The organism is Flexithrix dorotheae DSM 6795 (genome assembly GCF_000379765.1).
Taxonomy (GTDB): domain Bacteria; phylum Bacteroidota; class Bacteroidia; order Cytophagales; family Flammeovirgaceae; genus Flexithrix; species Flexithrix dorotheae.
In genome coordinates this window covers 41723-67287 of sequence record NZ_KB903476.1, presented here as the reverse complement: position 1 = coordinate 67287, position 25565 = coordinate 41723, and the positions used below count along the sequence as shown (strand labels likewise).

Below are 25565 nucleotides of genomic sequence, written 5' to 3'. Positions count from 1 at the left end.
GATAAAGAAAGTTTATAATTTACGTGTTAAAGTTCTTGTTAGAATTAAATAGGAACAGCTTGTTTTTAAAATATTTTATTAGTTCCATTTACTATTTGGGTTAAATAATATTTCAATTTTATGCTGAATTTCCTTTTATACTCTGCAGAGATTTCTTTTATAAAATCATCTGAAAATTCTTTTTTTACAATATTTATAGTACAACCGCCAAATCCACCTCCAGTCATTCGGGCACCCAGAACATTTGAGTTTGTTTTGGTCTGGTCAACTAAAAAATCTAATTCTTTGCAGCTCACATCAAATAAGTTTTTTAGTCCTTCATGAGATTGATACATTAGTGCTCCAAATTTTTTTATATCCCCGTTTTCCAGTGCTTTACTGGCTTCCAAAACTCTTTCGTTTTCCTCAATTACATACTGGCATCTTTTATAAATAATCGGGTCAAGGGTATTTTTATACCTTTGGATCAGGTCAAGATCTAATTCTCTTAAAGAATTAAATTTTCGTTTCTCTTTTTTGTTGATAAAATTCACCCCTGTCTGGCATTCCTTTATTCTTTTATTGTATTCAGAAATAGCGTGGAAATGACTTACACCCGAATTGATAATTATTAAAGCATAATCATCGGTGTAATTTAGTGGGATGTATTTATTGTCTAAATTCTGGCAATCCAGCATAATGGCGTTATTTTCCCTTCCTAAAATGGAGGAAAACTGATCCATTATCCCACAGTTTACTTTGGCGAATTCATGTTCAGCTTTCTGAGCCATTTTTACCAAAGTAAGTTTATCTATATTAAGCCGGAATAAATCATTTAATGCATAGGCAATTCCACATTCCAAAGCTGCGGAAGAAGAAAGTCCTGCCCCAATTGGAATCTGGCCTCCAAAAACACAATCGAATCCACCAATCTTATAATGGCCTTTAATAAATTGGGCAACCACACCAATGATATAATTATTCCACCTTTTTTCTGATTCTTTTAGTTCTTTTATTGAAAATTCATCGCTTTCATTAAGATCGTAGGAAAATATCCGGCATTTTTCAGAGGCATTTGGTGCAATGGCAAAAAACATCTCCAAATTAATGGAAGCTGGTAGTACAAAACCTTTATTATAATCGGTATGTTCGCCAATAAGATTTACTCTTCCTGGAGACCGAAATAAAACTGGTTCATGTTTGAACCTTTTGATGAATTCTTGTCTTAAAACTACCATTTCAATTTCTTTGGATTAACTTAATAATCTATGATTTCCATGAGATAAAATTAAAATTCCCAGATAAAACCTGAATTGGATAAATCAAAAAGAAATGAAGTTTGAGAAGTATTTTTGCGGTGTTTGTGATTCATTTTCATATTCTTATAAGTGATAGATATCTTCGGTCGATATCTTGTTAGTTTTTTATTCTCGGGAATAAAATTAATTTATTGAATTAATATTTCAAAGTAAAGTATTTTTATGTAAACGATTACGGAAAGATTTTAATTCTTTAAATTGGTTAATTTTAGAATATATGGTAAATGGTTGTTGATTTTAATTTCTTAAAGTATTCCAATTTTTTAAATCATTATATAAATGTCATTTTTTTATTTTTTTGAAAAAATCCTCTTTAGAATTTTGCTTTGTGCCATGCTGATTTCCTGTGGAAAAAATAACGGGACCCTTGTGGAGGAAAATGAACTTCCCACTACTATTCAATTGGTCAAAGCTCCAGTCTTCAATGAAAATTCAGCCTATAAATTTATTGAATCGCAAATACAATTGGGGCCCCGGGTTCTGGGCACCAATGGACACATGGCGTGTAGTCATTTAATTACAGATAGCCTCAAGTCCTATGGGTTGGAGGTTTCTATACAAAATTTTGAAGCTGAAGTTTTCACCGGAGAAAAATTCCAGGCTAAAAATATTATTGGAGTTTATAACCCGCAAGCTAAAAAGAGGCTGCTGCTTTCTGCGCACTGGGATACCCGGCCATTTGCAGATCAGGACACAGAAAACAAAGAGACTCCCATTGTAGGGGCTAATGATGGAGCCAGCGGTGTTGCTGTTTTATTGGAGTTGGCTAAAACTATTCATATGGCCGAGGATAAACCTGAAATCGGAATCGATTTTATCTTTTTTGATGCGGAGGATTTTGGATCTCCTGAAACCGGAGAAGGCTATTGTCTGGGTTCGCATTATTGGTCGAAAAACAAACATAAAGCTAATTACCAGGCTTATTTTGGTGTGCTCCTGGATATGGTGGGAGATGGAGAAAGTCATTTTATTAAAGAGCCCATATCTGAAAAGTATGCAGGAAAAGTTTTGGATAAAATTTGGGCTATTGCAGCCCAATTAGGTTATGAAGATGTTTTTTTGAAAAAAAGTAGTGGGTATGAAATTTTTGACGATCATTATTACCTCAATACAGTAGCTCAGATTCCAACAGTGGATATTATCGGGTTCAACCCGGTAAATGATAATTATTTCCCTAAAACCTGGCATACTCACCATGATGATTTGGATCATATTGATAAAAGCAGGCTGAAGGCAGTAGGACAGACAATGATTCAGGTCATTTATCAGGAAGGACAAAAAGAAAAGGGAATATGAATTATCCATATTCCCTTTTTAAATTTTTTCTGTTTGACGGCCTAATCAATGGCAAATTGCTGGGTATTTCCACATCTTGTTTTTGACATTTCGGAGGCAACCTGGAACGCCTTATTTAACCTTTCAACTACTCCGGTTTCGGCTATTTTAAAATCTGAAATTCTAATCCCGGACCAGGCACTCTGTTCTTTATTTGAATAGGAGGTGCCAATCACTGTGGTTCCAACAGAAAGAATTTCTATATCCTTGCCATTTTGTTTTACTTCCTTAAATGTGTAGAGGTTAAGCTGGTAATTATATTGGGGTGTATTTTGTCCGGCAAGGTATTGATGAATATGAATCTTGCAATCGGTGGTCGAATAAGTTACTTTATAAGAATATTCCCCTCCGGATTTTCCGCCATATTTTTCAATTTTTGCTTTTATCCATTCCATGGTTTGTGTTAGGTTCCCATCACGGTCCTGCGCAGTGGCTGAAAATGTAAATCCAATGAGGATGATTATTAAAGAAATTGATGATGGTAAAAGTTTAAATCTCATTCTAATATTTGGTTTAATTGTTAATTTATAAGTAATAATAATAATTTTTTTTGTTTTTTACCATAGGAAAAGGTGAAACAAACAGGTTGTGCTTTTTGTTATGATTTTCGTATTCAGATAATTCACTCTTTTCGTTTGGGAATATTTTTAGGAATAATTGTTTACTCCATTTAAAAATGAAGTAAATTTGTTTGTAGAATAGAATAATTAACATAAGAATGATATTTTTTTAGTATATAAATATTCAAGTAATCTTTTTTTACTTTTATTAAATTCTGAAATATTACCCTCCTGCTTTTATCGTTGCTAATGGAAATTATCAAATTCAGATTAGCAAAAACTAAACTATTCAGATTTCCAACGGAAAAATGGAAATATCTATTTGTAACTGAATCATTATATTTTTTAATAGTACTTAATTTTTTAACTATTCCTGTTTAAATACCTAATTCATTAATTATAAATCCAATTAACTTTTTGAACATCCGAAAAACACTATGAAAAAATTAATAATCATCCTGGCTATTATATTGGTCGTAATTGTTGGTGCTTTAGCTATAATTCCCAGTCTGTATAAAGATGATATTATGGCAATGATGGATGAAGAAATTGCCAAAAATGTAAATGCAGATGTTTATTTTGACGCAGAAAAGTTTGATGTAAGTTTATTGAGCGATTTCCCAAACTTAAGCCTTACACTTGGAGATTTTGGAGTGATAGGAAAGGCACCCTTTGAAGGGGATACACTTACTAGCATTAAAGAATTTAGCATATCAATAGATCTTTGGAGTGCCATCAGCAGCGTACAGTCCGATGGTAAAGAACCTATTCAGATTGAAGGCATTTACCTTGACCAACCCAGACTGAAGATTTTGGTGCTGGAGGATGGTAGGGCCAATTATGATATTGCTATTCCAAGCGAAGAACAGCCTGAAGCTCCGGTTGAAGAATCTGAATCTGGAGATGTTAGAATTGGAATTAAAGGCTGGGAAATTACCGATGCCTATGTGATTTATGATGATCGTACTATGCCAGTATTTGTAGAGGTGAACGGCTTAAACCATTCCGGGAGTGGAGATTTTACCCTGGATGTTTTTGATCTGGTTACGAGTACTGACATAAAGGGTCTCACAGTTGATTATGATGGAACAAAATATTTCAATCACCATCATGTGAATGCTGATGCTACCTTAAATATGGATTTATCCAAGGATATGAAATTCACTTTTAAGGAAAATACACTAAAAGTGAATGATTTCGCCATGGGTTTTGACGGTTGGTTTGTGATGTCCGACACAGATTATGACATGGATATAAACTTCCATGCAAAGGAAACAGCTTTTAAGACTTTGCTTTCCCTTGTTCCATCCGAATTTATGACTGGATATGAATCTTTGGAAACCAGTGGAAATCTTGCCTTTGATGGTTTTGTAAAGGGAGTGTACAATGAAGAACAAATGCCTGGTTTCAAAATTAACCTGAAGGTAGATGAAGGAATGTTTAAATATCCTGATTTACCCACTGCGGTTAATAATATAATGGTTGACATGCTGGTAGATAATACATCCGGAGTGTTGGATAATATGGTCATTGATATTTCAAAATTTCATATGGATTTGGGTAAAAATCCGATTAACGGAAATGTGAGAATCGCAGGTCTTACGAATTATGATATCAATGCTGATGTGACTGCCAAGGTTAATCTTGCAGAATTATCTACCATGTTTCCTATGGAAGGATTGTCCATGGCGGGAATGTATCAGGCTAATGTAAAAGCGAATGGAGTTTATAGTGAAGCGAAAAATACCATTCCCAAAATAAATGCAGAAATGACTTTAACTGATGGAAATGTGAAGTATGAGGAATATCCTGTTCCCATGGAAAATATTAATGTGCTTACTAATATTCATAATGAGACAGGAATTATTAATGATACCAAAGTCAATATTGATAAAGCCAGTATGCTGATTGGAGGAGAACCTTTGGAAGCGTCCGGAAATATTTATAACATGGATGATATCACCTATAACTTTAAGGTGAAAGGCGGATTTGATTTCCATTTGGTGGATTTGATTTATCCTTTGGAAGGAATGAAAATGTCTGGGAAAGCATTTGCCGATATTCAAACAAGTGGCAAAATGTCTGACATTGATGCTGAACGGTATGAAAAATTACCTACTTCGGGAACTGTTACCATGAATAAATTTGAATTATTAATGGATGAATATCCTCCGGTTACCATAGAAGAAGCTAATTTGACTTTCAACCCAAAAGAAATGGTTTTAAAAAACTATGTGGGTAAATTAGGGAAAAGCGATGTGAAAATGAATGGAACAATTTCCAATTATATCGCTTATGCACTTAAGGAAAATGAAGTACTAAAAGGAAACATGAAAATGTATTCCAAATCTTTTGATGTAAATGAATGGATGCCGGAAGAAGAGGAAGGCGCTTCATCCGAAACTTCCACTGAAACACCGGAAGAAGAATATGGGGTGATCCCAATTCCAAAAACCATTGATTTTAGAGCCGATGCCAAACTGGATAATGTAGTTTATACCAATATGGAAATGACAAACATGGTGGGGTATATTCTGGCAAAGGATGGTATTCTAAGCCTTAAGGATTTGAAATTTAATTTACTTGGAGGCTCTTTTGTGACTAATGGCTCGTATAATACGCAGAATCCGGAAAAACCAAAGTTTGATTTTGATTTGGGAATTCAGAACCTGTCATTCCAGAAATCTTATGCGACCTTTAACACTGTTCAGACTTTTGCGCCATTAGCTCAAAATGTACAGGGTACATATTCTAGTACTTTTAAAGTGAGTGGGGATCTTGGGCAGGATCTTATGCCAGTATTGGCCTCCATGAGTGGACTTGGCGATATTTTCATTAAAGATGCGGCCATGCAGGGAATGAAGCTTTTAAATTCAATAAGTGATTTGAGTGGAATAAAAGAACTGAAAGATCCAAAAATTAAAGATGTGAAATTGAAAGCGGAAATAAAGGATGGGAAATTTATTGTGAAGCCGTTTGATGTGAATTTTGGTGATATAAAATCCAATGTCGATGGTTTTACTACCCTTGACGGAGGATTAAATTATAAAGTCAATATGGACATTCCTTCCAGTAAGCTGGGATCAGGGTTTGCCGGGCAGTATGCCAACTTAACCGGAAAGAGCAGTTTGAAAATTCCTTTTGCTATAACGGGAACTTATGACGATCCTAAAGTGAAAATGGGGGATGGACAAAAGAATGTAGTGGAAGATGTGGTGAAAGAACAAGTGGCTGAAGTTTCTGAGGAAGCAAAACAAGAGGTAAAAAAGGAAGCAAATAATGTATTGAAACAACTGCAGGATACTACAAAATCGGAGGAAGAAAAGGAGGAAGCTGTAAAAGAATCCGTTGAAAATCTGCAAAAAGCAGGAGAGGAAAAGCTGAAAGAATTAAAAATTAAAAACCCTTTTGGGAAGAAAAAGGATAATTAAGATTTCCCCAGCACCGCACTAATACCATAAAAGCACTTTCCTGATTGGCCCGGAAAGTGCTTTTTTTATGAAGCCCATGTTTAAATTTTGTTTTTGAAATGAAAAGTGCCAGTTTTAGGGTTTTCGGAATACCATAAAATTTTACAGGGAACAGAAGCTTCTTTTCCGGGTGGATGCAACTGTGGCATTTTCCGGCCAATAGGATAAATTTCAAACATGCTCTGGCACTATTGAGAATGGTTTTTAAAGGTTTTAGACTTAGGTTAATTTTTAGGGTTACGCTTTTAGTAGGAGTGCTTTTTCTTCTCATTTATAGTGTACTAAATACTTCCTGGCTGATTACTCCCTTGGTTTTGTTGATGATCGGCTTTGCCCAATTAGCAGAACTTATTTATTTTTTGGAAGCCCACATCAGAGAAGTAAGCAATTTTCTACTGGCTATCAAGCATAAGGATTTCTCCGGAACTTATTCGGAAATAGGTAAAAAGAAAAGTAGTCGAATATTACAATCAGCATTTAATGAAATCAATGCTGCTTTTAAGGAGGTAAGCACCCAAAAGGAATTACATTATTTATACCTTCAAACAATTGTGGAACATGTTGGAGTAGCCCTTATATGTTTTAAAACCGATGGAGAAGTTACCCTGATGAATGATGCTGCAGTTAAGTTGTTGCAACTGCCCTATCTCCGTAATATCCAATCGCTTAAGAGGCTGGAAGAGCACTTACCAGCACAAATTATATCCCTGGAACCTGGCCAAAAAGTTTTAGTGAAGCTGAATATTGCAAATTCTATCCACGATTTATCTATCAGTGGGACTGTGTTTAAGCTCGAACAGGAAGAATATAAATTAATCTCTCTTCAAAATATCAGTTCGGAACTGGAAGGGCAGGAAGTAATTTCCTGGCAAAAGCTGATCAGAGTCCTTAACCATGAAATCATGAATTCAGTTACGCCCATTATCTCCCTTTCAGGTATAATCCATGAAAAGCTGGATAAAAATGTAAATTTAATTGGGGTGCATGATATAAAAATTCAAAGGGAATTGGCAGAAATACTCAAAGGCATAGGGACTATATCAAATAGAAGTAAAGGACTGTTGAATTTTGTAAAAAACTACAGAAGTCTCACTTCAATCAAACCGCCCCAGTTCGAAAAGGTGGAAATAAGTTTACTTTTTGATCGTGTGATGCAATTACTTTCTTCACAACTGGAAAAGAATGGGATTAGTCTGAGTATAGAAGTATCCGAAAGAAATTTGGCGATCAAGGCGGGAGATATAGAATTGCTGGAACAGGTACTGATTAACCTGATTTTAAATTCCAGAGATGCATTACATAACAAGGAAAACGCTGAAATCATCCTGTCTGCCAAATCTAACGGACAAAAGGTTATTATACTGGTAACTGATAATGGTAAAGGTATTCCTAAAGCGCATATTGAAAATATATTCACTCCGTTTTTTAGCACTAAAAAAGAGGGTTCAGGGATTGGGTTGAGTCTTTCCCGCCAAATATTATTTCTGCATAAAGGGACATTAGCAGTTAGCTCAGAATTGGGCAAATACACATCTTTTAGGTTAGAAATTTAGTATTTACAATGTTACAAATACTTTTTTTTGGCGATTTTAACTGTTGTTAAGGGTTTTTTCGTGTTTTGAATTCAGAATTTCCTTAAATTGAATTAAATTATTTTTAGTTACATATTCTGATTGTATTTTTTACTAGCACCTATTTTTTGTTATGACTCAGAACATTCCACAAAAATCATTAAGTGAATTTTTAAACGATTGGAAAAATAAATCCTATGATGCCGATGTAGGAGAAATGAAAAAATGCCTGAATCCCAATAAGTATTTAGACTTTATAACTCCAATAGGTAATTATTTTATTTTTATAATGGATTATCAATTGGGTAAGTATGCTTTCATGAGCCCTTCTGTTCATGATATATTGGGATATAAAATCAATGATTTTAAGCGGATGGGGCCATCCCTAACCCAAAGTATTCTTCATCCTGAAGATATTCCCCATTTAAATAAAGTTTTGGGGCAAATAGATAAAATTTTTTCGGAAGTGCCGCTAAGCCAAAAAATGGAAGTTAAAGTTAATTATAATTACCGTATAAAACATAAACAGGGTAATTACGTCCATATACTTCAGCAGAATATTCCAATCCAGATCGACTCTAAGGGTAACATTGTGTATTCTTTAGGGATATGCAACGATATTACTTCTTTTAGTAAGGACACAACGGTATTGATGGATGTAGAATTTCCATCTGAAAAAAACAGACTTATTCCTATTATTTTTACTGAGGGGAAAAAGATGGAAAGGTTTACAAAAAGAGAAATTCAACTGATACCTTTTTTAAATAAAGGGCTGAGCAGCAAAGAGATAGGAGATATACTTTGTATAAGTGAGCACACAGTGAACAAACATAGAAAGAATATGATGAAAAAAGCCAATGTGAAAAACACGCTGGGCTTATTAAATTTTTTGAAAATCAGAAACATGGTTTAGTGCAGTGAATTCAACCAATTAATGGCTTCATTGTAATCCGCACAGGTATTTACCTGATAACCAGTAAACTTTCTAAAAGCCTGTATAAGGTACTGCACGCCAGATTTATGGATAAGTTGTTTCGATGTAATGACTGATCCGGCAATGTTACTTCCCAGTATTTTTTTCAGGGAGGGGAAAAATGAAAGCACGGCCCAACTTCTGGATTTAAAATTAACCTTGCCAATTTTCGACTGGTCAATTATGAATTTTTTGGTTTCGTATTCCATTGCAAAATGGGCTGAGGTATGCCATATTTCCTTATAGACTTCATCCCCAATGTCACCGATAAATTCCATAATTATAATATTATGGGTTGTTTCTCTGGAAATTATAAAATTGGCATGAGACTTTAAGGTACTAATATTCTCTAACATTTTAGGTTGTCTTTATCCCGAATTTATTAATTGAATTCTGGTAAGGACAACGCAAAAGTTAGTCTCTTCGTACATTTGACGTTATTTGGTATTAAAGGAATTAAATCAATGTTAGTTTCAACAAAAAAGGCAGATAAATAACTATCTGCCTTTGTGAAAATTGAAAATTTTTCTGATCTATTGCCTGTCCTAAACGGCTATTGCTTCTTCGACAATGTCTTTTTCTACTTTTAGATTATCAATGATAAACTGTTGCCTGTTGGGTGTGTTTTTTCCCATATAATAGCTTAAAAGGTTTTTAATATGCGTATCCTTATTAAGAATAATTGGGTCAAGTCGGATATTATCTCCAATAAAATTACCAAACTCATCCGGGGAAATTTCTCCAAGTCCCTTAAACCTGGTAATTTCTGGTTTGTTGCCCAGTTGGTCAATGGCTTTTTGTTTTTCTTCCTCCGAATAGCAATAGATTGTTTTTTTCTTGTTCCTTACCCTGAAAAGCGGAGTTTCTAGAATATATAAATGGCCTCCTCTTACCAAATCGGGGAAGAACTGCAAGAAAAATGTGAGCATAAGCAGCCGGATATGCATACCATCCACATCGGCATCAGTAGCGATTACTACCCGGTTGTACCTTAAGCCATCCAGTCCGTCTTCTATATTTAGCGCATGCTGAAGGAGGTTAAATTCCTCGTTTTCATAAACTACCTTTTTGGTTAAGGAATAACAGTTTAGGGGTTTTCCTCTCAAACTAAATACTGCCTGAGTATCCACATTTCTGGATTTTGTGATACTACCACTTGCAGAGTCACCCTCCGTAATGAACAAGGTACTGTTAAACTTTAATTCGTCATCTTTCTTTTTGTCATTAAGATGAGTCTTACAATCCCGCAATTTTTTGTTATGAAGGTTGGCCTTTTTAGCTCTATCATTAGCCAGTTTTTTTATTCCTGCAATATCCTTTCTTTCCCTTTCCGACTGTTGAATTCTCTTCAACATGGCCTGAGCGGTTTCCGGATTTTTATGCAGAAAATCATCTAATTCCTTTTTAAGGAAATCAACTACAAAACTCCTTACTGTAGGCCCTTCTGGTCCAATATTATTAGATCCTAATTTTGTTTTTGTCTGAGATTCAAAAACAGGTTCCTGCACTCTTACGCTTATGGCGCCAGCAATAGAAGCCCTTATATCAGCTGCGTCAAAGTTCTTGTTAAAATGCTCTCTTACAGTTCTTACAATTCCTTCTCTAAAAGCCGAAAGGTGAGTTCCTCCCTGAGTGGTGTACTGGCCATTTACAAAAGAATAGTATTCTTCTCCATATTGGTTGGTATGGGTAAGGGCAATTTCAACATCATTTCCTTTCAGGTGGATAATGGGATACCGCATACTTTCGACCTCAATCTTTCTTGAAAGCAGATCGTATAACCCTTTCTCTGAAAAATATTTCTTCCCATTGTAATTAATGGTAAGACCTGAATTTAGAAATGCGTAATTCCAAATTTGATTTTCAAGATATTCCGGGATAAACCTGAAATTTTTGAAAATAGTGCCATCCGGCTGGAAATGAACGGAGGTTCCGTTTTTACCTTTACTCGATTGAACCTTATGATCTTTGATGAGTTTACCCTGCTCAAATTCGGCCACCTTTTCCTGACCATCCCTGGTGGAAGTTACTTTAAAGTATTTTGATAAAGCATTTACTGCTTTGGTACCCACACCATTCAGTCCAACTGATTTTTGGAATGCATTAGAGTCGTATTTTGCTCCAGTGTTAATTTTTGATACACAATCTACCACCTTCCCCAATGGAATTCCCCTTCCAAAATCTCTTATCTCCACGTGATCTTCAGTGACCACAATATCAATAGACTTCCCAAAACCCATCATGTGTTCGTCAATACTATTATCAACTACCTCCTTCACCAATACATAAATGCCATCATCAGGAGCTGATCCATCTCCGAGCTTTCCGATATACATTCCAGGCCTCAGCCTGATATGTTCTCTGGGTTCTAAGGATTTTATGCTGTCTTCTGTGTAATTATGGTTTTGTGCCATTAATAATATCGATTAAAACAGTTTTGAAAAATATGACCTGAAATTTATAAGAGGAAAAAGTAAAATACAATCTTTAGGGAAATACTATTTCACAAAAAAATTACAAGAAAAATAGGTTGCTATTTTTTTAAACAAAGCTAACATAAATAGCATTGTAATGCTAACAAAAGCTTTGGAAATCTGAAAAACCAGAAGTGATGAAATTTAATATGGTAAATGAATGATGATTTTTTGAGTTTGGTGCTTGGGTCTTTTTAAAATTCAGGTTTGAACTGTTGGACTATACTATGTGCCACAGTAGCTAAATATATAGTTAAATTGTTGTGGTAATCAGTTGGTGACCCTACAACCTCACTTATTTCGTGTTATTCGCACGAATTAGAATTTATTTTTCCACATCATAGATTCCACAGGCTTCACTGTTCGGGTATTGTATTTGGCACTTCCTTTAATATTGTAATAGTTATTAATCTCTCCGTCAACCTTAAAATAAATCAATTGCCCAATTGGCATATTACAATAAATTCTAACAGGCTGGGTGGCAGAAATTTCCAATGTCCAGGTATTGCAAAAACCAACATCTCCTTTTCCCGCAGTAGCATGAATATCTATCCCCAATCTCCCTACACTTGATTTTCCTTCTAAAAATGGGACATGGGCCAATGTTTCAGTGTATTCCTTGGTAACACCTAAATAAAGTTTATTAGGATGAAGGACATAGCCCTCCTCCGGAATTTCAAACACCTCAATTTCATTATGCATTTTGGCATCCAATACCTCATCTTTATAAACAGCAAGGTATTTCCCAAGATGCACATCATAGGAATTGGTTCCAAGGCATTTTGGATCAAAAGGCTCAATTAAAATATTGTTATTTTCAATTTCTTTTAATATCTGTTTGTCGGATAAAATCATGTTTGCTTATTATTGTAGAATCTAAAAAAACCTTTTGTATTAATGCTATATTACTGAATTTGGAAATCAATGGAATAGCATTTTTAGGGCGCTATAGACCATTTATTCAAAAATATTGGTATATAATTTACTTGTTTCAGAATACTGACCTTTGACGGAAAATGAACTTGAAAAAGGGTTCAAATTTATAAAGTTTTGAAGGAAAAAAATGGGTTTTTTAAAATTCTTAGAAACTATTTTTTTAGGAGAAATTGATATTTTCTTATTTCAAAAAGAATAAAATTTAAAAACTCCAAATTTTAGCCTGATAAACAATGAGTTAGAAAACAGGCAGCGCTCCGTCTTGTCGAATTAAGAAGAAGGGTTTTTATAATAAAATAAAAGGTCCTCTCTGCAATTTTCCGTTTTTTCCAAATATCCCTGTAGCCGAGGGGCGGGAATTCCCTTTCCAAATTGAGTTTTACTTTTAAATACTCTTGCCTCATCCCATAAGTTACTTTCGATAAAAGCATTTAAGGTCTGGCTACCCCCTTCAATAATTACCGATTGCAAATTTTTAGCATTTAAATCGGAAACCAGGTTTTGAATAAAGTTATTTTTATCTAATTGAACAAACTCCAGGTTTTCCGAAACCTCACTTTTCATCAGGTTATAACAAAAGGTTTGCTGTTGCTGATTAAACAGGTTCAGTCCTTTATCAAGCTTTAATGATTTATCAATTACTATTCTTACCGGGTTTTTGCCAGTCCAATCCCGCACATTGAGACGGGGATTGTCATATTTGGCTGTATTTGTACCCACAAGTATAGCATCTTCTTCTGCCCGCCACTTATGCACCAGTTTTCTTGAATAAGTGTTACTGATCCATTTTGAATCGAAATTTTCCCTTGCTACAAATCCATCTCCGGTTTCCGCCCATTTCAGGATGATATAAGGCCTGTGTTTCAGGATTGAAGTGAAAAAACCTTTATTTAACATTTTACCCATCTCTTCCAAAATCCCGGTTACCACCTCAATTCCTGCATCCTTTAATTTTTTAATACCCCTTCCCGCAACTAATGGGTTAGGGTCGGTATTGCAGATAAACACTCTCGGAATTTTATGAGACACAATCAGGTCGGCACATGGAGGTGTTTTACCATAATGGCTGCAGGGTTCCAGGCTTACGAATAAAGTAGCCTCTTTAAGCAGATCTGTTTTTTTTACGTTATTTATAGCATTTACTTCCGCATGGGCTTCTCCATACTGCCTATGAAATCCTTCCCCAATAATTTCGCCCTGATGAACAATTACACAGCCAACCATTGGGTTTGGACTTACATTTCCCCTGCCTAATTCCGCTAAGGAAATAGCTCTCTGCATGTATTTTTCAATTTCCTCCAATGGATTTTATTTTTTGAGTTATTATCAAGAATTTTTGAAAATACAAAGGTTGTCAATTAAGGGAAATTTTTGCTACCTTTCTGACTTAAATTAAATCTAAATTATCAGAAAATGAAGAAAAACAGACGTACATTTATCAAGAATGTCGGGCAATATTCAGCAGGAATAGCACTTTTTTCCCAAGGTGCCATTTTATTAAATTCTTGTGGTAAGTCAACACAAGGTGAAGAGGGTGGAGAGGAAGTTGCCAAAGAAGAGACGGTGGTAAAGGAAGCTGCTCCAGGCTTATTTTTCGAAATATCTCTGGCTCAGTGGTCTTTGCACAAAGCATTTTTTGCCGGTGAACTGGATAATCTTGATTTTGCTGCCAAAGCCAAAAATGATTTTGGAATAAGTGCGGTGGAATATGTAAATCAGTTTTTCAAAGATAAAGGAAAAGATAAAGCCTATTTGGGGGAAATGAAGAAGCGCGCAGCGGATAATGGTGTGAAAAGTGTGCTGATCATGGTAGATGGTGAGGGAAATCTTGGTTCTACAGATGAGGCAGAAAGAGTAAAGGCGGTGGAAAACCACTATAAATGGGTGGAGGCCGCTCAGTTTTTAGGTTGCCATAGCATTCGGGTAAATGCTGCGGGGCAGGGTACTGCAGAAGAAGTTGCCAGCGCTGCGGTGGATGGATTAGGTAAACTTTCCACATTTGCCAAGGATTATGGAATTGGCGTGATCGTGGAAAATCATGGAGGTTATTCTTCAAATGGGGAGTGGTTGTCTGGGGTAATAAAAAATGTGGGACTAGACAATTGTGGTACTTTGCCAGATTTTGGAAATTTTTGTATTGAAAGAAGCAAGCCAGAAAGTAATACTCCGGAAGGATGGGCAAATACAGTTTGTCTTGAAGATTATGACAGGTATAAAGGAGTGAAAGAACTTATGCCATATGCCAAAGGAGTAAGCGCAAAATCTCATGATTTTGATGCAGAAGGGAACGAAACCCACACCGACTTTTTACAAATGTTACAGCTTGTAAAGGATGCCGGATACAAAGGATATATAGGTGTGGAATATGAAGGTCGTACACTTTCTGAAGATGAGGGAATTCTCGCGACTAAAAAACTATTGACAAAAGCCGGGGCTCAATTGTCCTAATACCAGGGCAACAAGTTAGAATTTGCACTTAGTTTTTTGAAATCCATAAAAGTAAATCATTTACTTCTGTTTTGTGTTAAAGAAGGTATAAATCAATCCTTATTTAGGAATTGATTATACCTTTTTTAATTCATGACCGACTATCACTAGCCCTTAAAAATGATAATCGGTGATAGAGTTTTTTATCCATTCTGCAAGGGTTGAATTGTGGAAATATTTTACTTAATTGAAACTGGTTACTAAACCATACTAACCTCTTTATTTTATGAAAACGAAGATAAATTTAACCGGTAGTTTCCTGTTCGTGTTTTTACTTTCATTTGGGCTTAATGCCCAGGATTTTTCACTGTTTGAAAAATTTGAATTTAATGGGGAAAGCGGAGGGAAAATGCCTTACAGACTTTTAAAGCCATTGGATTATAATCCTGAAAAATCATATCCCTTAGTGGTTTTTTTACATGGGTCAGGAGAAAGGGGAGATGATAATGAGGCACAGTTACAAAATGGCCTGGAGCCTTTTTTGGAAACATCCAACCGGGATAAATATCCCGCATTTGTATTGGTGCCACAATGCCCTAAAGATATGAAATGGGCAAAAACTGCGGATCCTGATGACATTGCCTTCACTTTCTCGGAGGAGCCCACCGAGCCAATGAAAATCTTAATGGAAACCATTGCCCAGGTGCAGCACGATTTCAAAATAGATGAAAGAAGACTTTACCTCACAGGCCTTTCCATGGGTGGATATGGTACTTTTGATTTACTTACCAGGAGACCTGATATGTTTGCAGCTGCTGTGGTAGTTTGTGGTGCAGGAGATGTGCGAATGGTAGATCGGTTTAAAGATGTTCCCCTTTGGATATTCCACGGGGAAGATGACGATGCTGTTCCTTCCGATTTATCGAAAGTGATGGTAAATGCCCTGACTTCCGTTGGTGCTAAGCCCAAATATACCCTATATCCCGAAGTTGGACACAATAGCTGGGATTTGGCTTATAATGAAGAAAAACTTTTCCCATGGTTATTTAAAAAGAAGAAATAACGAATTACCATATTTTAAATAGTGAAAAGAGCCTTTTCCAAAGGCTCTTTTTTTTTGGAGTTTTGGTTAGCCAGTCTTCAAATCTTACTACAGAAACATAAGCTTCAGTTTCGTTTTTCTCATTCCTGATTAATTTCCCGCCCGCTTTGGAAAAGGCGTTGACCTGTTCAACTTCAATTTCTTGTGTTAATTGATCCAGTAAGTGATCTGCTTTCTTTGGAGGTTTTGGTTCTCCCTTTTTGATAATGGTAAAAATATAAAAAGCAATAAGGGAAACTAAAAGTAATTCCCAAAAAGGAGCCGGAGCATCATGCGCATTTACAGTAAGTGTCAGGACCAAAAATGTATGGTCCTGACAAATGGATAGTAAAAGTTTGTTCATTAGTCTGATTGTAAGAAGTAGTGCCACAGGCATTAAAATAAGTAAGATGAGTTTGATATTCAGTCTGTTATATTATTGAAATGCCTCACTTATTTTATGAGGACAGACTTTCTGTTAGTAATATTAGCTGGTTGAAAGCCTAAATCTTTATTGTTGTCCTTTATGTTATCAAAAGTAGGAGAGTAGGCCGTAAAGGATTTACGGTCTGAAAAAAGTGGTTGATTTTTGGGGAAAAATATTCAGAAATATTGCTTGTAAGTCTTCAGTTTGTCTAAAAATCGTGTATCTATGGATGAATTTATCCCACTGAGTTTTTGATAGATAAATTCTGCTTCTTTATGATATTTTTTAATTTTATCCTTATTCCAATGGGATGGAGGTTTTTGCAGGTTGGTAATTCTGTCTGCCATTTTTACCAGCCTGATTTCCGGACTTTCCTCTAAAATTCTGGAAATACTATCAGCCATTTGCTCCGCCTTTGGTAATGCCTTGTCCTTGGTTAGTGCCAATACTCCATTGGCCACACTTTCTCCAAAAATTTTATTCAGGTCTTCCCATGTTACCTGTGTATCTTCAATGGTATCATGCAATAAGGCACATTGCATCCCCAGATTTATATCAAGGTCTTTTGCATAGGATAGGGCAAATAGTACTTCCATACATACATTGGAAAGGTGGACTACATAAGAATTCCTGCTTCCCGGAACTAATTGCCCTGAATGAGCCTCCCCTGCATATTTTATAGTTTTCTGATAAAGGTCTCTGTTCCACATTGGTTTTTATAGCTTTAATTAATGGTATACAATTTAAGAGATTTTCCCAAAAAAGAATACGGCTTTCTATAATTGACTGATGCTCAAGGTACTGAATTTAGTGGTTCCCCGTTTACAAGGAGGATTTTTAAACCTAAACATAAATAATATGAATAATATCCTCTTGAACTTTGGGAAACAGGAAAGGGTTTCCTACCTGGTGGCACTTTCTACGCTGGCTATGGCCGATGGAGAGGTGGAAGAAGGTGAAGTTAAATTAATTCAGACCATGTGTGAAAACTCTGAGCTGGATGGAAAGGAAACAGGAGTGGTAATGGCTGCAGTCTATGCTCCTGACAATGTGGATTTGGTAAGTCACCTGGATAACCTGACCAGTAGCGATCTCCGGTTTTCATTAATGACTGATATTTTACTTTTGGTGAATGCCGATGGAGAATTGGAGGAAGAGGAAATTGCCCAGGTTGCCCAATTGAAATTGAGGTTAAATATTTCCAATGAACAATATGCAACTTTAGGACAGTATGTAAATGCTCTACAAACTTTCAAAAATAAAGGTGCGCTAGATGGCCAGTTTTTAAAGGAGGTTGGTCTGGAGTCAGTTTTCCAAAAACACGGTATTCCGATAGCTGCTTTTGAGGCAGGGAATACTGTTGGTCAGGTGCTTACAAATGTGGCCTTGGGTGTAGTAGAAAAGCAACTTGAAGGTACAAAAGCCGGAGCAATTCTTGGGGTGGCCAAGGAGTTGGGACTTTTTAGTGGAAAGCGTAAAAACAGAAAAAATAAGAAAAAGAAGAAGAAAAGTAAATTTGGGAAATTTTTAGCAAAAGTAGTGTCAACCCCAATTAATCACGCTGCCTGATTCTTTTGCAAATTTAATTTTTCGGGTTAGCCCTGATAAAATAAAGCATGCTGTAATACTCAGCATGCTTTTTTATTTTACTTTTGTATTACAATCTGAAAAGAACGGAAGGCTTATGCTTATCCTATCTTTAAAATGTTACTAATCAGTAGCTTGTGATTGGATTTTTAGAGAGAAAAGTAAAAAAATTAAATAGGTTAAATTATGAATAAAGGATTAGATCCAAAAGAGATTCAGGCATTAAAAGATAAATGCGCGAAAAAAAATAAACCCTTCATTTTGAGAGAGGGGAAAGATGCATTACAGGAGGATGGCGCAAACTTTCTTTTCGTAGGAGAATATGAAGGTAAGGAAGTGATCTTTGATGCATTTTTATATACACTTGAAATGGAGTTTTTCTCAGAAGTAATTGATGATGCCATAGAAATGGTAAAAGAGGAAAATCCGAAATTTAAGGAGGCTAATTTCGATGCAATTGAAGGAGAGCATATCGATTTAATGGAAGACATAGCGGATAAACTAGCCGAAGATGATGATTATAAGGTTCAGGAGTTCATAGATTATGACGATGACTGCGAATATGGTGTAGCCATGGATATTTGCCTGAATATTCCTGAAGTTAATGAATCCGAAATTGAAAAGTTTGTAAAAGCCTTTAAAGATGGTTCATTAACACTTGATAAAACATTTTATGCTTTTAGTATTTCCTAAAACCATTTTTTTGGTTTTCTTTGATTTTGTATGAAAATCTTAATTGCAAAAACGGAATTCTTTGAAATAAATGTGGATAAGGAATTAAATCGCCTGTATCTGTTAAATGAAGGTATGTGGAAATCTGCCGATGCCTTAAGAATTTATGTGATTGAGATTAAAGATAGTTTGTCTTATATGGGGGCAAATTTTTCAGTTTTGCTGGATAATAGCAAACTGCTGCCCATGAGCCAGGAAGTACAGCGGAAAATTATCTTTCCTGTAACGGCCATGATTCAGCAGGCTGGAGTAGGAAAAACCGCGGTGATCCTGCCTGAAGAGGATGTGGCGGAGATAATGGTAGAATTAAATGTAAGCAGGCTAAAAAAAAATGATAAAGAAATCAATAGTTTTTCAACTATTGATGAAGCCGAATTCTGGCTCGATCATGAAATTGAAATATAAAATTAAGGCCATCCCAAACGGGATGGCCTTTTTGATTGTTGATTAACTGTGATATGCTTACGATTGCAAATCCTTAATTTTTATTTGACCATCTACTCCGGCTGCATATGGATATTGTTTAAATATATCGGCCACATCTTTCTTAATTCTATCCTCTACTCTTCTATTACTTTCCGTAATTTCCCTTTTTCCGGAGCCTAACCACACCAGCTTGTCTTCACTGCTATCTTCAATCTTGACGGTCAATTTTCCATTGTAGACAGAATATTCATTGGTGGTAGAAAATCCACCGCCACCACCATACATCCATGGACCATAACCATACCCATAATAGCCGTAATAACCTCCGTAATATGGCCCGTAATTGTTATAATGGTTTGTTCTGTATTCTTTATTTTCCTTTATATTCACCTGGTAAGAAACTTTCAAATCAGCTTCTTCTGTCAGTACATAACCCCTTTTCTCCATTTCAGCTATAATCGCCTTTTCCAGCCTTCTTTGATTAATTTCATTTATTGAAAGGTCCCTGGGAGCATTTGAATCTACATATTCTATGCTGAATGTTTTATAAGATCCGAAGTTAGCAACCGGATCAACATCACTAACTACTTTCATAGAAGTAGTACAACTTTGTATCATAAGAGCGCCAACTGCTGCTATTATTATCATTAACTTTTTCATGGCTCTAAAATTTAGTTATTAGTTTGCGTTATTGTTTGGTCCAAATATGTAGGGCTTCATTTACTTAGGCTACCGAAAAGTAGCAGGAGAGGGCAAAAGAGGAGTGATGGGGAATTTTTTAATATTTTTGGAAATGAAAAAACGCTCTTAGAAACAAATTCCAAAAGCGTTTGAGATTTGGTTTAATTAATCAGTTTTTAGAACTGAGCAGCTTCTGTACTTCCCTTTAAAGCTGTAGTGGAAGCCTTCCCGTTAGTTATCACTTTCTGTACTTCATCAAAATAACCGGTTCCAACAAAAGCCTGATGCTTCACAGCCTTAAATCCTTTTTCCTGAAGGGCAAATTCCCTTTGTTGCAGGGCTGAATATCCTGCCATTCCTCTTGCCTTATAAGCAGAAGACAATTCGAACATGGCTGTATTAAGTGCATGAAATCCTGCAAGGGTAATAAACTGGAATCTATAGCCTAGTTCTGCCAGGTTTTCCCTAAAAGTTTCCATTTGAGATTCCTTCAGATTTGAAGCCCAGTTAAAGGAAGGTGAACAATTATAGGCTAATAATTTCCCCGGGAATTTTTCATGAATGGCCTGAGCAAACTCTTTGGCCTCTCCCAAGTCCGGATGGGAAGTTTCCAGCCACAGCAAATCGGCATATGGGGCATAAGATAAACCTCTGTCAATACCTTGTTCCAATCCATTTTTTACTTTATAAAATCCCTCATGAGTCCGTTCTCCAGTAAGGAATTTAGCATCTCTTTCGTCAATATCGCTGGTAATTAAACCTGCAGCTTCCGCATCTGTTCTGGCAATTAATATGGTAGGTGTTCCACAAACATCAGTGGCTAACCTTGCGGCTATTAATTTATTAATGGCTTCACTGGTAGGAACCAGAACTTTTCCTCCAAGGTGGCCACATTTTTTAGCAGAAGAAAGCTGATCTTCAAAATGCACACCTGAGGCACCAGCTTCTATCATCATTTTCATGAGTTCAAAAGCATTTAGATTTCCTCCAAATCCTGCTTCTGCATCAGCAATTATTGGAGCCATCCAGTCAATATCTCCCTGTCCGGTTACCGATTGGATTTGATCTGCCCGCATAAGCGCGTTGTTGATTTTCTTCACTACATTGGGTACAGAATCTGCTGGATATAAAGATTGGTCAGGATACATTTGTCCGGCCAGATTGGCATCTGCAGCTACTTGCCATCCACTGAGGTAAATGGCTTTTAAACCAGCCTGTATTTCCTGGACTGCCTGGTTACCGGTAAGTGCACCAAGTCCTGCTACAAAAGATTCAGTATTCAGCATTTTCCAAAATTTTTCAGCACCCTGCCTTGCCAGTGAGTGGTCGATTATTACACTGCCCTGAAGTTTCACCACTTCTTCAGCAGTATAGGGTCTGAAAATACCTTTCCACCTTGGGTTCAGCTCCCAATCTGATAATAATGCATCAATTCTTTCTTCTTTGTTCATTTTTTAATAAGTTTGAGATTGATAAAAATTAATTATTTATGGAAGTGATAGGGACATCTTGCCTTTATCACTTTTTTTGTTGCAGGAAATGGAGGGAATCCATGGGAGATTCCAGCCCTGCAGGGATTATGTAGTTAGCTGATTGTAACATTTTGCCGGATCCTAAAAATTGATAGAGTAATTCTCTGCATGGCCAGCATTTTCGCAAACCTGAGCACTATCTTACACGGTACTTTAGTGCAGTGTTTCTCCAAAAAGAAGACCCTGCCAGAAAAATACATGTTTTTGGTATCATGCCTTGCAATCTGTAATAATCAGGAAATTTGAAATATTTGGGAGATTATTAGGATAGATATTGATATCCCGGTATCGTTAAAAACTCCTCAAACTCTTTATTCTCCACTAATTTATTGAGAATAATAACCGCTTTTTGGTAGTTGCGGTTTTTCGAGTGGTGTAAATCGCCAACTTCTCTTTTTATATTATCCATCACTTCGTGAAGCAATCTGTAATATAGAGCCAAAGTAACTGGTTTTCCATCATCCATCACCGCTTTGTTATGAATCCATTGCCACAGCTGGGCCCGGGAAATTTCTGCAGTGGCGGCATCTTCCATTAGATGGTAAATCGGAACGCAACCATTGCCACTTATCCAAGCATGGATATAGCGAATGGCAATATCGATATTGGTTTTAATGCCTTTGGAGGTAATTGTGCCTTCAGGAACAGCCATTAAATCCCCTTCTTCCACTTTTACGTCATAACGCTTTTTCTCTATCTGATTGGGGTTAGGCATATACCGGTCAAATTGTTCTTTGGCAATTTTCACCAAACCAGGATGAGCTACCCAGGTGCCATCATGACCTGCTCTGGCTTCTCTTTCTTTATCAGTGGCTACTTTTTGCAATGCCAGAAAGTTGGCCTGTTCGTCATTTTTTATCGGAATTTGTGCTGCCATTCCTCCCATGGCATGTACATTTCGTCTATGACAGGTTTTAATTACCAATTCGGTATAGGCTTTCATAAAAGGAACTGTCATGCCTACCTGATCTCTATTGGGTAAAATAAAACCAGGATGATTCCTGAATTTTTTGATAAATGAGAAGATATAATCCCATCGGCCACAATTGAGACCACAGGAATGTTCCTTAAGCTCAAACAAAATCTCATCCATTTCAAAGGCCGCAAGAATAGTTTCAATTAAAACCGTGGCCTTAATAGTGCCTTTCAGGATACCCAAATGGGTCTGGGCAAAATTAAAGACATCATTCCAGAGTCTGGCTTCCAGATGGGACTCCAGTTTTGGCAGGTAAAAATATGGACCTGAACCTTTGGCAATTAGGTGAATGGCATTGTGGAAAAAATATAATCCAAAATCCATCAAAGCTCCTGAAATGGGTTCTCCCCCGATCAGTAAATTTTTATCTTCTAAATGCCAGCCTCTTGGTCTTACCATTAGCGTAGCAGTTTGCTTATTGAGCTTATACTGCTTGCCATTTCCGGAGTTTTGGAAGGTTATTGTTCGCCTTACGGCATCCATCAGATTAATTTGTCCGTCCATGATGTTTTCCCAGGTGGGAGAAGTAGAATCTTCAAAGTCAGCCATAAAAACATTCGCTCCACTATTCAGGGCGTTGATGATCATCTTCCTTTCCACCGGACCGGTAATTTCTACTCTGCGATCAAGTAGATCTTTGGGCAACGGAGCAACTTTCCAATTTCCCAATCTGATTTTAGCAGTTTCATTTAAAAATTTAGGAAATTTTCCGGCATCAATTTCTTGTTGTCTTTCAATTCTTTTTGCCAAAAGGGCTTTTCTTCTGGAATTGAATTTTTTGTGTAATGCGGCTAAAAATTGGAGTGCATCTGGGGTGAGAATTTTTTCATAGTTGGAATTCAGCTGCTTGGTTAGCTCAATTTCCGGTTTCAAGGTAGTTTCAGTTGTGTGCATTTTATCTTTGCTTTGGGTTATTTAAAACGTTTTAACAAATATATGTTTGCGAAATTTAATAAACAAGCGAAATTTCGCTAAAAATTAAATATTCGCAATTGTTTAGAAATTTGCTTTTCTTCCAATTATTGTATTTTTTTAAGATTTGAAATGCAAAATTGTGTTTCAGAAAAAGAATAGAGTGCGCATTTGAAATCAAAATAATATGGGAGGGAAATTGAAAGAAATTACCCTTAGAGATACCTCAAAGCTGATATAAACATAACAACAGGAGTGATTACAGAAGACAACATTAAACTTATATTAGGATTAAAGATAAAGCTATTGAGGCAGGAAAAAGGCTTGTCATTATCCAATCTTTCCGAAAAAACTAAAATTTCCATTTCCTATTTAAATGAAATAGAAAAGGGAAAGAAATATCCAAAAACTGACAAAATTTCCCAACTAGCAGAAGCGTTAGGTGTTTCCTACGACTGGCTGGTATCCCTGAAATTGAGCAAAAAACTAGGTCCACTTGCCGAAATTTTAAAATCAAATATTCTGAATGAATTGCCTCTGGATGTCTTCGGATTACATCCCAGTAATTTATTGGAATTGATTTCAGGAGCTCCTGCCAAGCTAAATGCTTTCATCAGTACCTTAATTGAGATTTCCAGGAATTATAACCTTACCGTTGAAAACTTTTACAGCTCCGTTTTGAGGACTTATCAGGAAATGCACGAAAATTATTTCCCTGAAATAGAATCTGAGGCGGAAAGATTTAGAGAACGTTATCTGAATAACCAAAAGGATATACTTTCGGCTATTTGGGATTATATCGAGCAGGAAGGCTGTCTGGAAATTGACCAGACAACATTGGCAAGTTATCCTTCCCTCAAAAATTTCCGATCGGTTTTAAAGACTGGTGGAGAAAAGAATCAGCTGTTACTAAATGGCAGATTGACAGACCAGCAAAAAACTTTTATTTTAAGCAGGGAAGTAGGCTATCATTTAATGAATCTGAATCCCCGGTCAGCAATATATACTTCCCCTTCAGTGAACTCATTTGATGAAATCCTGAATAACTTCAAAGCCACTTATTTTGCCGGAGCTTTATTACTTCCCGAAAACGATTTAATTACCGATATAGAGGTGTTTTTTGGGTTGGAAAACTGGGATGCTGACCATTTTTTAAATATTATGTACAAACATAATAGTTCTCCGGAAACGTTTTTTCACCGGCTTACCAGTATACTGCCCAGATATTTTGATCTGAATAAATTGTTCTTTATCAAATTTACCCATGTTCCTGGTTCGGGGGAATATAACCTGTCCAAGGAATTACATTTGTCGGGTTTGCACAATCCCCATGGCACTATTGCCAGTGAACATTATTGCAGAAGGTGGTTATCGGTAACCATTTTGAATGATTTGGAAAAGCAAATGGCTCAGAACGCATATAATCAGCCTATCTGTGATGCCCAGATTTCCGATTACATCAATTCTGTGAACAAATATTTTTGTATCACCATAGCAAGGCCTCAATATCCCGATCCAAATTTTACCACCAGTTTAACTATTGGTTTCCAAATGGACAGCAATTTTAAAAACAAAGTAAATTTTTGGGATGCGGAAAATGTGAACACCAAAATAGTAAGTGAGACCTGTGAAAGATGTCCTATCACCAATTGTGAAGAAAGGGTTGCTCCTCCAACTATTTTAGAAAAAAGAAAAAAGGAGAAAAAAGTGGAAGAAGATTTAGTACAAATTTTGAACGAGTAAAACCCAGGCTTGTTCTTGTTGATATTCAAAGCGTTACAAACACTTTTCTTGTTCCTCCTCGTTGGTGCGCCACGAAGTGGTGCTTTTCCAGTGGGTGAAAATCCCATCAAGGTAATTGACTGTTCACCTTGAAGAAAAACAGACAGTTGTATCCGTGAGGGTAATGCTGAAGCTTTGTTGTTTCAAATAATCGAGCTGTAATGCGAAAGTGTGAACCCATAGTAGCTTCGAGATGTGTAACCGCAGATTTGGGGAGGTTTTCAACGGTGCTGAACCCTGTTATACTGAGAGGATTAACAGTCGTAAGAATCTCAGTAAACTGCCGGAGTCATAGGGATAGCGCGATTATAGATGGAAAAGTATTAAACGTGGGAGCTCTGTAAGTTTGGAGGTTGGCTACCGAAAACCATTCCTATAAGTATAA

At 36.3% G+C, this 25565-nt stretch carries 21 protein-coding genes; 10 read left to right on the top strand and 11 right to left on the bottom strand.

All coding sequences use genetic code 11. The annotated features are described in order from the left end of the window. Positions 1–65: 65 nt before the first annotated feature. Positions 66–1217, bottom strand: coding sequence for a galactokinase (locus tag A3EM_RS0130645; RefSeq protein WP_020532077.1), 1152 nt, complete (start codon positions 1215–1217; stop codon positions 66–68). Between the two features lie 360 nt (positions 1218–1577). Between A3EM_RS0130645 and A3EM_RS0130640 the strand changes: the two genes are divergently transcribed. After that, the gene (locus tag A3EM_RS0130640; RefSeq protein ID WP_020532076.1) at positions 1578–2594 is read left to right on the top strand and encodes a M28 family peptidase; all 1017 of its coding nucleotides are present in this window, start codon (positions 1578–1580) and stop codon (positions 2592–2594) included. Between the two features lie 41 nt (positions 2595–2635). On the opposite strand, the gene A3EM_RS0130635 is transcribed toward A3EM_RS0130640, so the two are convergent. Next, positions 2636–3133, bottom strand: a complete 498-nt coding sequence (locus A3EM_RS0130635; protein WP_020532075.1) for a hypothetical protein — start codon at positions 3131–3133, stop codon at positions 2636–2638. A 497-nt stretch (positions 3134–3630) separates the two neighbouring features. On the opposite strand from A3EM_RS0130635, the gene A3EM_RS0130625 reads away from it, so the two are divergent. From A3EM_RS0130625 to A3EM_RS0130610, 3 genes are all read left to right on the top strand, one after another. Next, positions 3631–6624 carry an AsmA family protein gene (locus tag A3EM_RS0130625; protein WP_020532073.1) on the top strand — a complete coding sequence of 998 codons (2994 nt, stop codon included), beginning with the start codon at positions 3631–3633 and terminating at the stop codon, positions 6622–6624. Between the two features lie 236 nt (positions 6625–6860). After that, a complete protein-coding gene (locus tag A3EM_RS44110; RefSeq protein WP_044240317.1) occupies positions 6861–8216 on the top strand; it encodes a sensor histidine kinase in 1356 nt (451 codons plus the stop codon). Between the two features lie 151 nt (positions 8217–8367). After that, positions 8368–9147, top strand: a complete 780-nt coding sequence (locus tag A3EM_RS0130610) for a LuxR C-terminal-related transcriptional regulator (protein WP_020532070.1) — start codon at positions 8368–8370, stop codon at positions 9145–9147. On the opposite strand, the gene A3EM_RS44105 is transcribed toward A3EM_RS0130610, so the two are convergent. The 4 genes from A3EM_RS44105 to ribD all read right to left on the bottom strand — a co-directional run bounded on the left by A3EM_RS44105 (position 9144) and on the right by ribD (position 13919). Beyond that, entirely contained in the window at positions 9144–9563 is a 420-nt protein-coding gene (locus A3EM_RS44105; RefSeq protein WP_020532069.1) for a hypothetical protein, read from the bottom strand. The genes A3EM_RS0130610 and A3EM_RS44105 overlap by 4 nt on opposite strands. Before the next feature lie 189 nt (positions 9564–9752). Further along, entirely contained in the window at positions 9753–11621 is a 1869-nt protein-coding gene (locus A3EM_RS0130600) for a DNA topoisomerase IV subunit B (protein WP_020532068.1), read from the bottom strand. Positions 11622–11999: 378 nt separating this feature from the next. After that, positions 12000–12536, bottom strand: a complete 537-nt coding sequence (gene dcd / locus A3EM_RS0130595) for a dCTP deaminase (protein ID WP_020532067.1) — start codon at positions 12534–12536, stop codon at positions 12000–12002. A gap of 351 nt (positions 12537–12887) precedes the next feature. Further along, positions 12888–13919 (bottom strand): bifunctional diaminohydroxyphosphoribosylaminopyrimidine deaminase/5-amino-6-(5-phosphoribosylamino)uracil reductase RibD, encoded by a 1032-nt coding sequence (gene ribD, locus A3EM_RS0130590; RefSeq protein WP_020532066.1) that lies wholly within the window; start codon positions 13917–13919, stop codon positions 12888–12890. A gap of 111 nt (positions 13920–14030) precedes the next feature. Between ribD and A3EM_RS0130585 the strand changes: the two genes are divergently transcribed. After that, positions 14031–15065, top strand: a complete 1035-nt coding sequence (locus A3EM_RS0130585) for a sugar phosphate isomerase/epimerase family protein (protein WP_020532065.1) — start codon at positions 14031–14033, stop codon at positions 15063–15065. Positions 15066–15330: 265 nt separating this feature from the next. Continuing rightward, entirely contained in the window at positions 15331–16107 is a 777-nt protein-coding gene (locus A3EM_RS0130580) for a carboxylesterase family protein (RefSeq protein ID WP_020532064.1), read from the top strand. Positions 16108–16111: 4 nt separating this feature from the next. Here the strand turns inward: A3EM_RS0130580 and A3EM_RS0130575 are convergent, their stop codons facing one another. Both A3EM_RS0130575 and A3EM_RS0130570 read right to left on the bottom strand, forming a co-directional pair. Continuing rightward, positions 16112–16489: a hypothetical protein gene (locus A3EM_RS0130575; RefSeq protein ID WP_020532063.1), complete on the bottom strand. Its 378-nt coding sequence runs from the start codon at positions 16487–16489 to the stop codon at positions 16112–16114. A 239-nt stretch (positions 16490–16728) separates the two neighbouring features. Continuing rightward, complete coding sequence (locus tag A3EM_RS0130570; RefSeq protein WP_020532062.1) at positions 16729–17262, bottom strand: HD domain-containing protein; 534 nt, start codon at positions 17260–17262, stop codon at positions 16729–16731. Positions 17263–17410: 148 nt separating this feature from the next. On the opposite strand from A3EM_RS0130570, the gene A3EM_RS0130565 reads away from it, so the two are divergent. The 3 genes from A3EM_RS0130565 to A3EM_RS0130555 all read left to right on the top strand — a co-directional run bounded on the left by A3EM_RS0130565 (position 17411) and on the right by A3EM_RS0130555 (position 19276). Then, positions 17411–18121: a tellurite resistance TerB family protein gene (locus A3EM_RS0130565; RefSeq protein ID WP_157638181.1), complete on the top strand. Its 711-nt coding sequence runs from the start codon at positions 17411–17413 to the stop codon at positions 18119–18121. Between the two features lie 204 nt (positions 18122–18325). After that, complete coding sequence (locus A3EM_RS0130560; protein ID WP_020532060.1) at positions 18326–18832, top strand: hypothetical protein; 507 nt, start codon at positions 18326–18328, stop codon at positions 18830–18832. A gap of 30 nt (positions 18833–18862) precedes the next feature. Then, a complete protein-coding gene (locus A3EM_RS0130555; protein ID WP_020532059.1) occupies positions 18863–19276 on the top strand; it encodes a hypothetical protein in 414 nt (137 codons plus the stop codon). 57 nt (positions 19277–19333) lie between these two features. On the opposite strand, the gene A3EM_RS44100 is transcribed toward A3EM_RS0130555, so the two are convergent. The 3 genes from A3EM_RS44100 to aceB form a co-directional block, all read right to left on the bottom strand. Continuing rightward, positions 19334–19957, bottom strand: coding sequence for a DUF4136 domain-containing protein (locus A3EM_RS44100; RefSeq protein WP_020532058.1), 624 nt, complete (start codon positions 19955–19957; stop codon positions 19334–19336). Between the two features lie 197 nt (positions 19958–20154). Then, on the bottom strand, positions 20155–21429 hold the full coding sequence (gene aceA, locus A3EM_RS0130545) for an isocitrate lyase (RefSeq protein ID WP_020532057.1): 1275 nt from the start codon (positions 21427–21429) through the stop codon (positions 20155–20157). 343 nt (positions 21430–21772) lie between these two features. Beyond that, the gene (gene aceB, locus A3EM_RS0130535; RefSeq protein WP_020532056.1) at positions 21773–23380 is read right to left on the bottom strand and encodes a malate synthase A; all 1608 of its coding nucleotides are present in this window, start codon (positions 23378–23380) and stop codon (positions 21773–21775) included. Between the two features lie 273 nt (positions 23381–23653). Here aceB and A3EM_RS0130530 point away from each other — a divergent pair, with 273 nt between their 5' ends. Beyond that, entirely contained in the window at positions 23654–25141 is a 1488-nt protein-coding gene (locus A3EM_RS0130530) for a helix-turn-helix domain-containing protein (protein WP_083925332.1), read from the top strand. Positions 25142–25565: the final 424 nt, after the last annotated feature.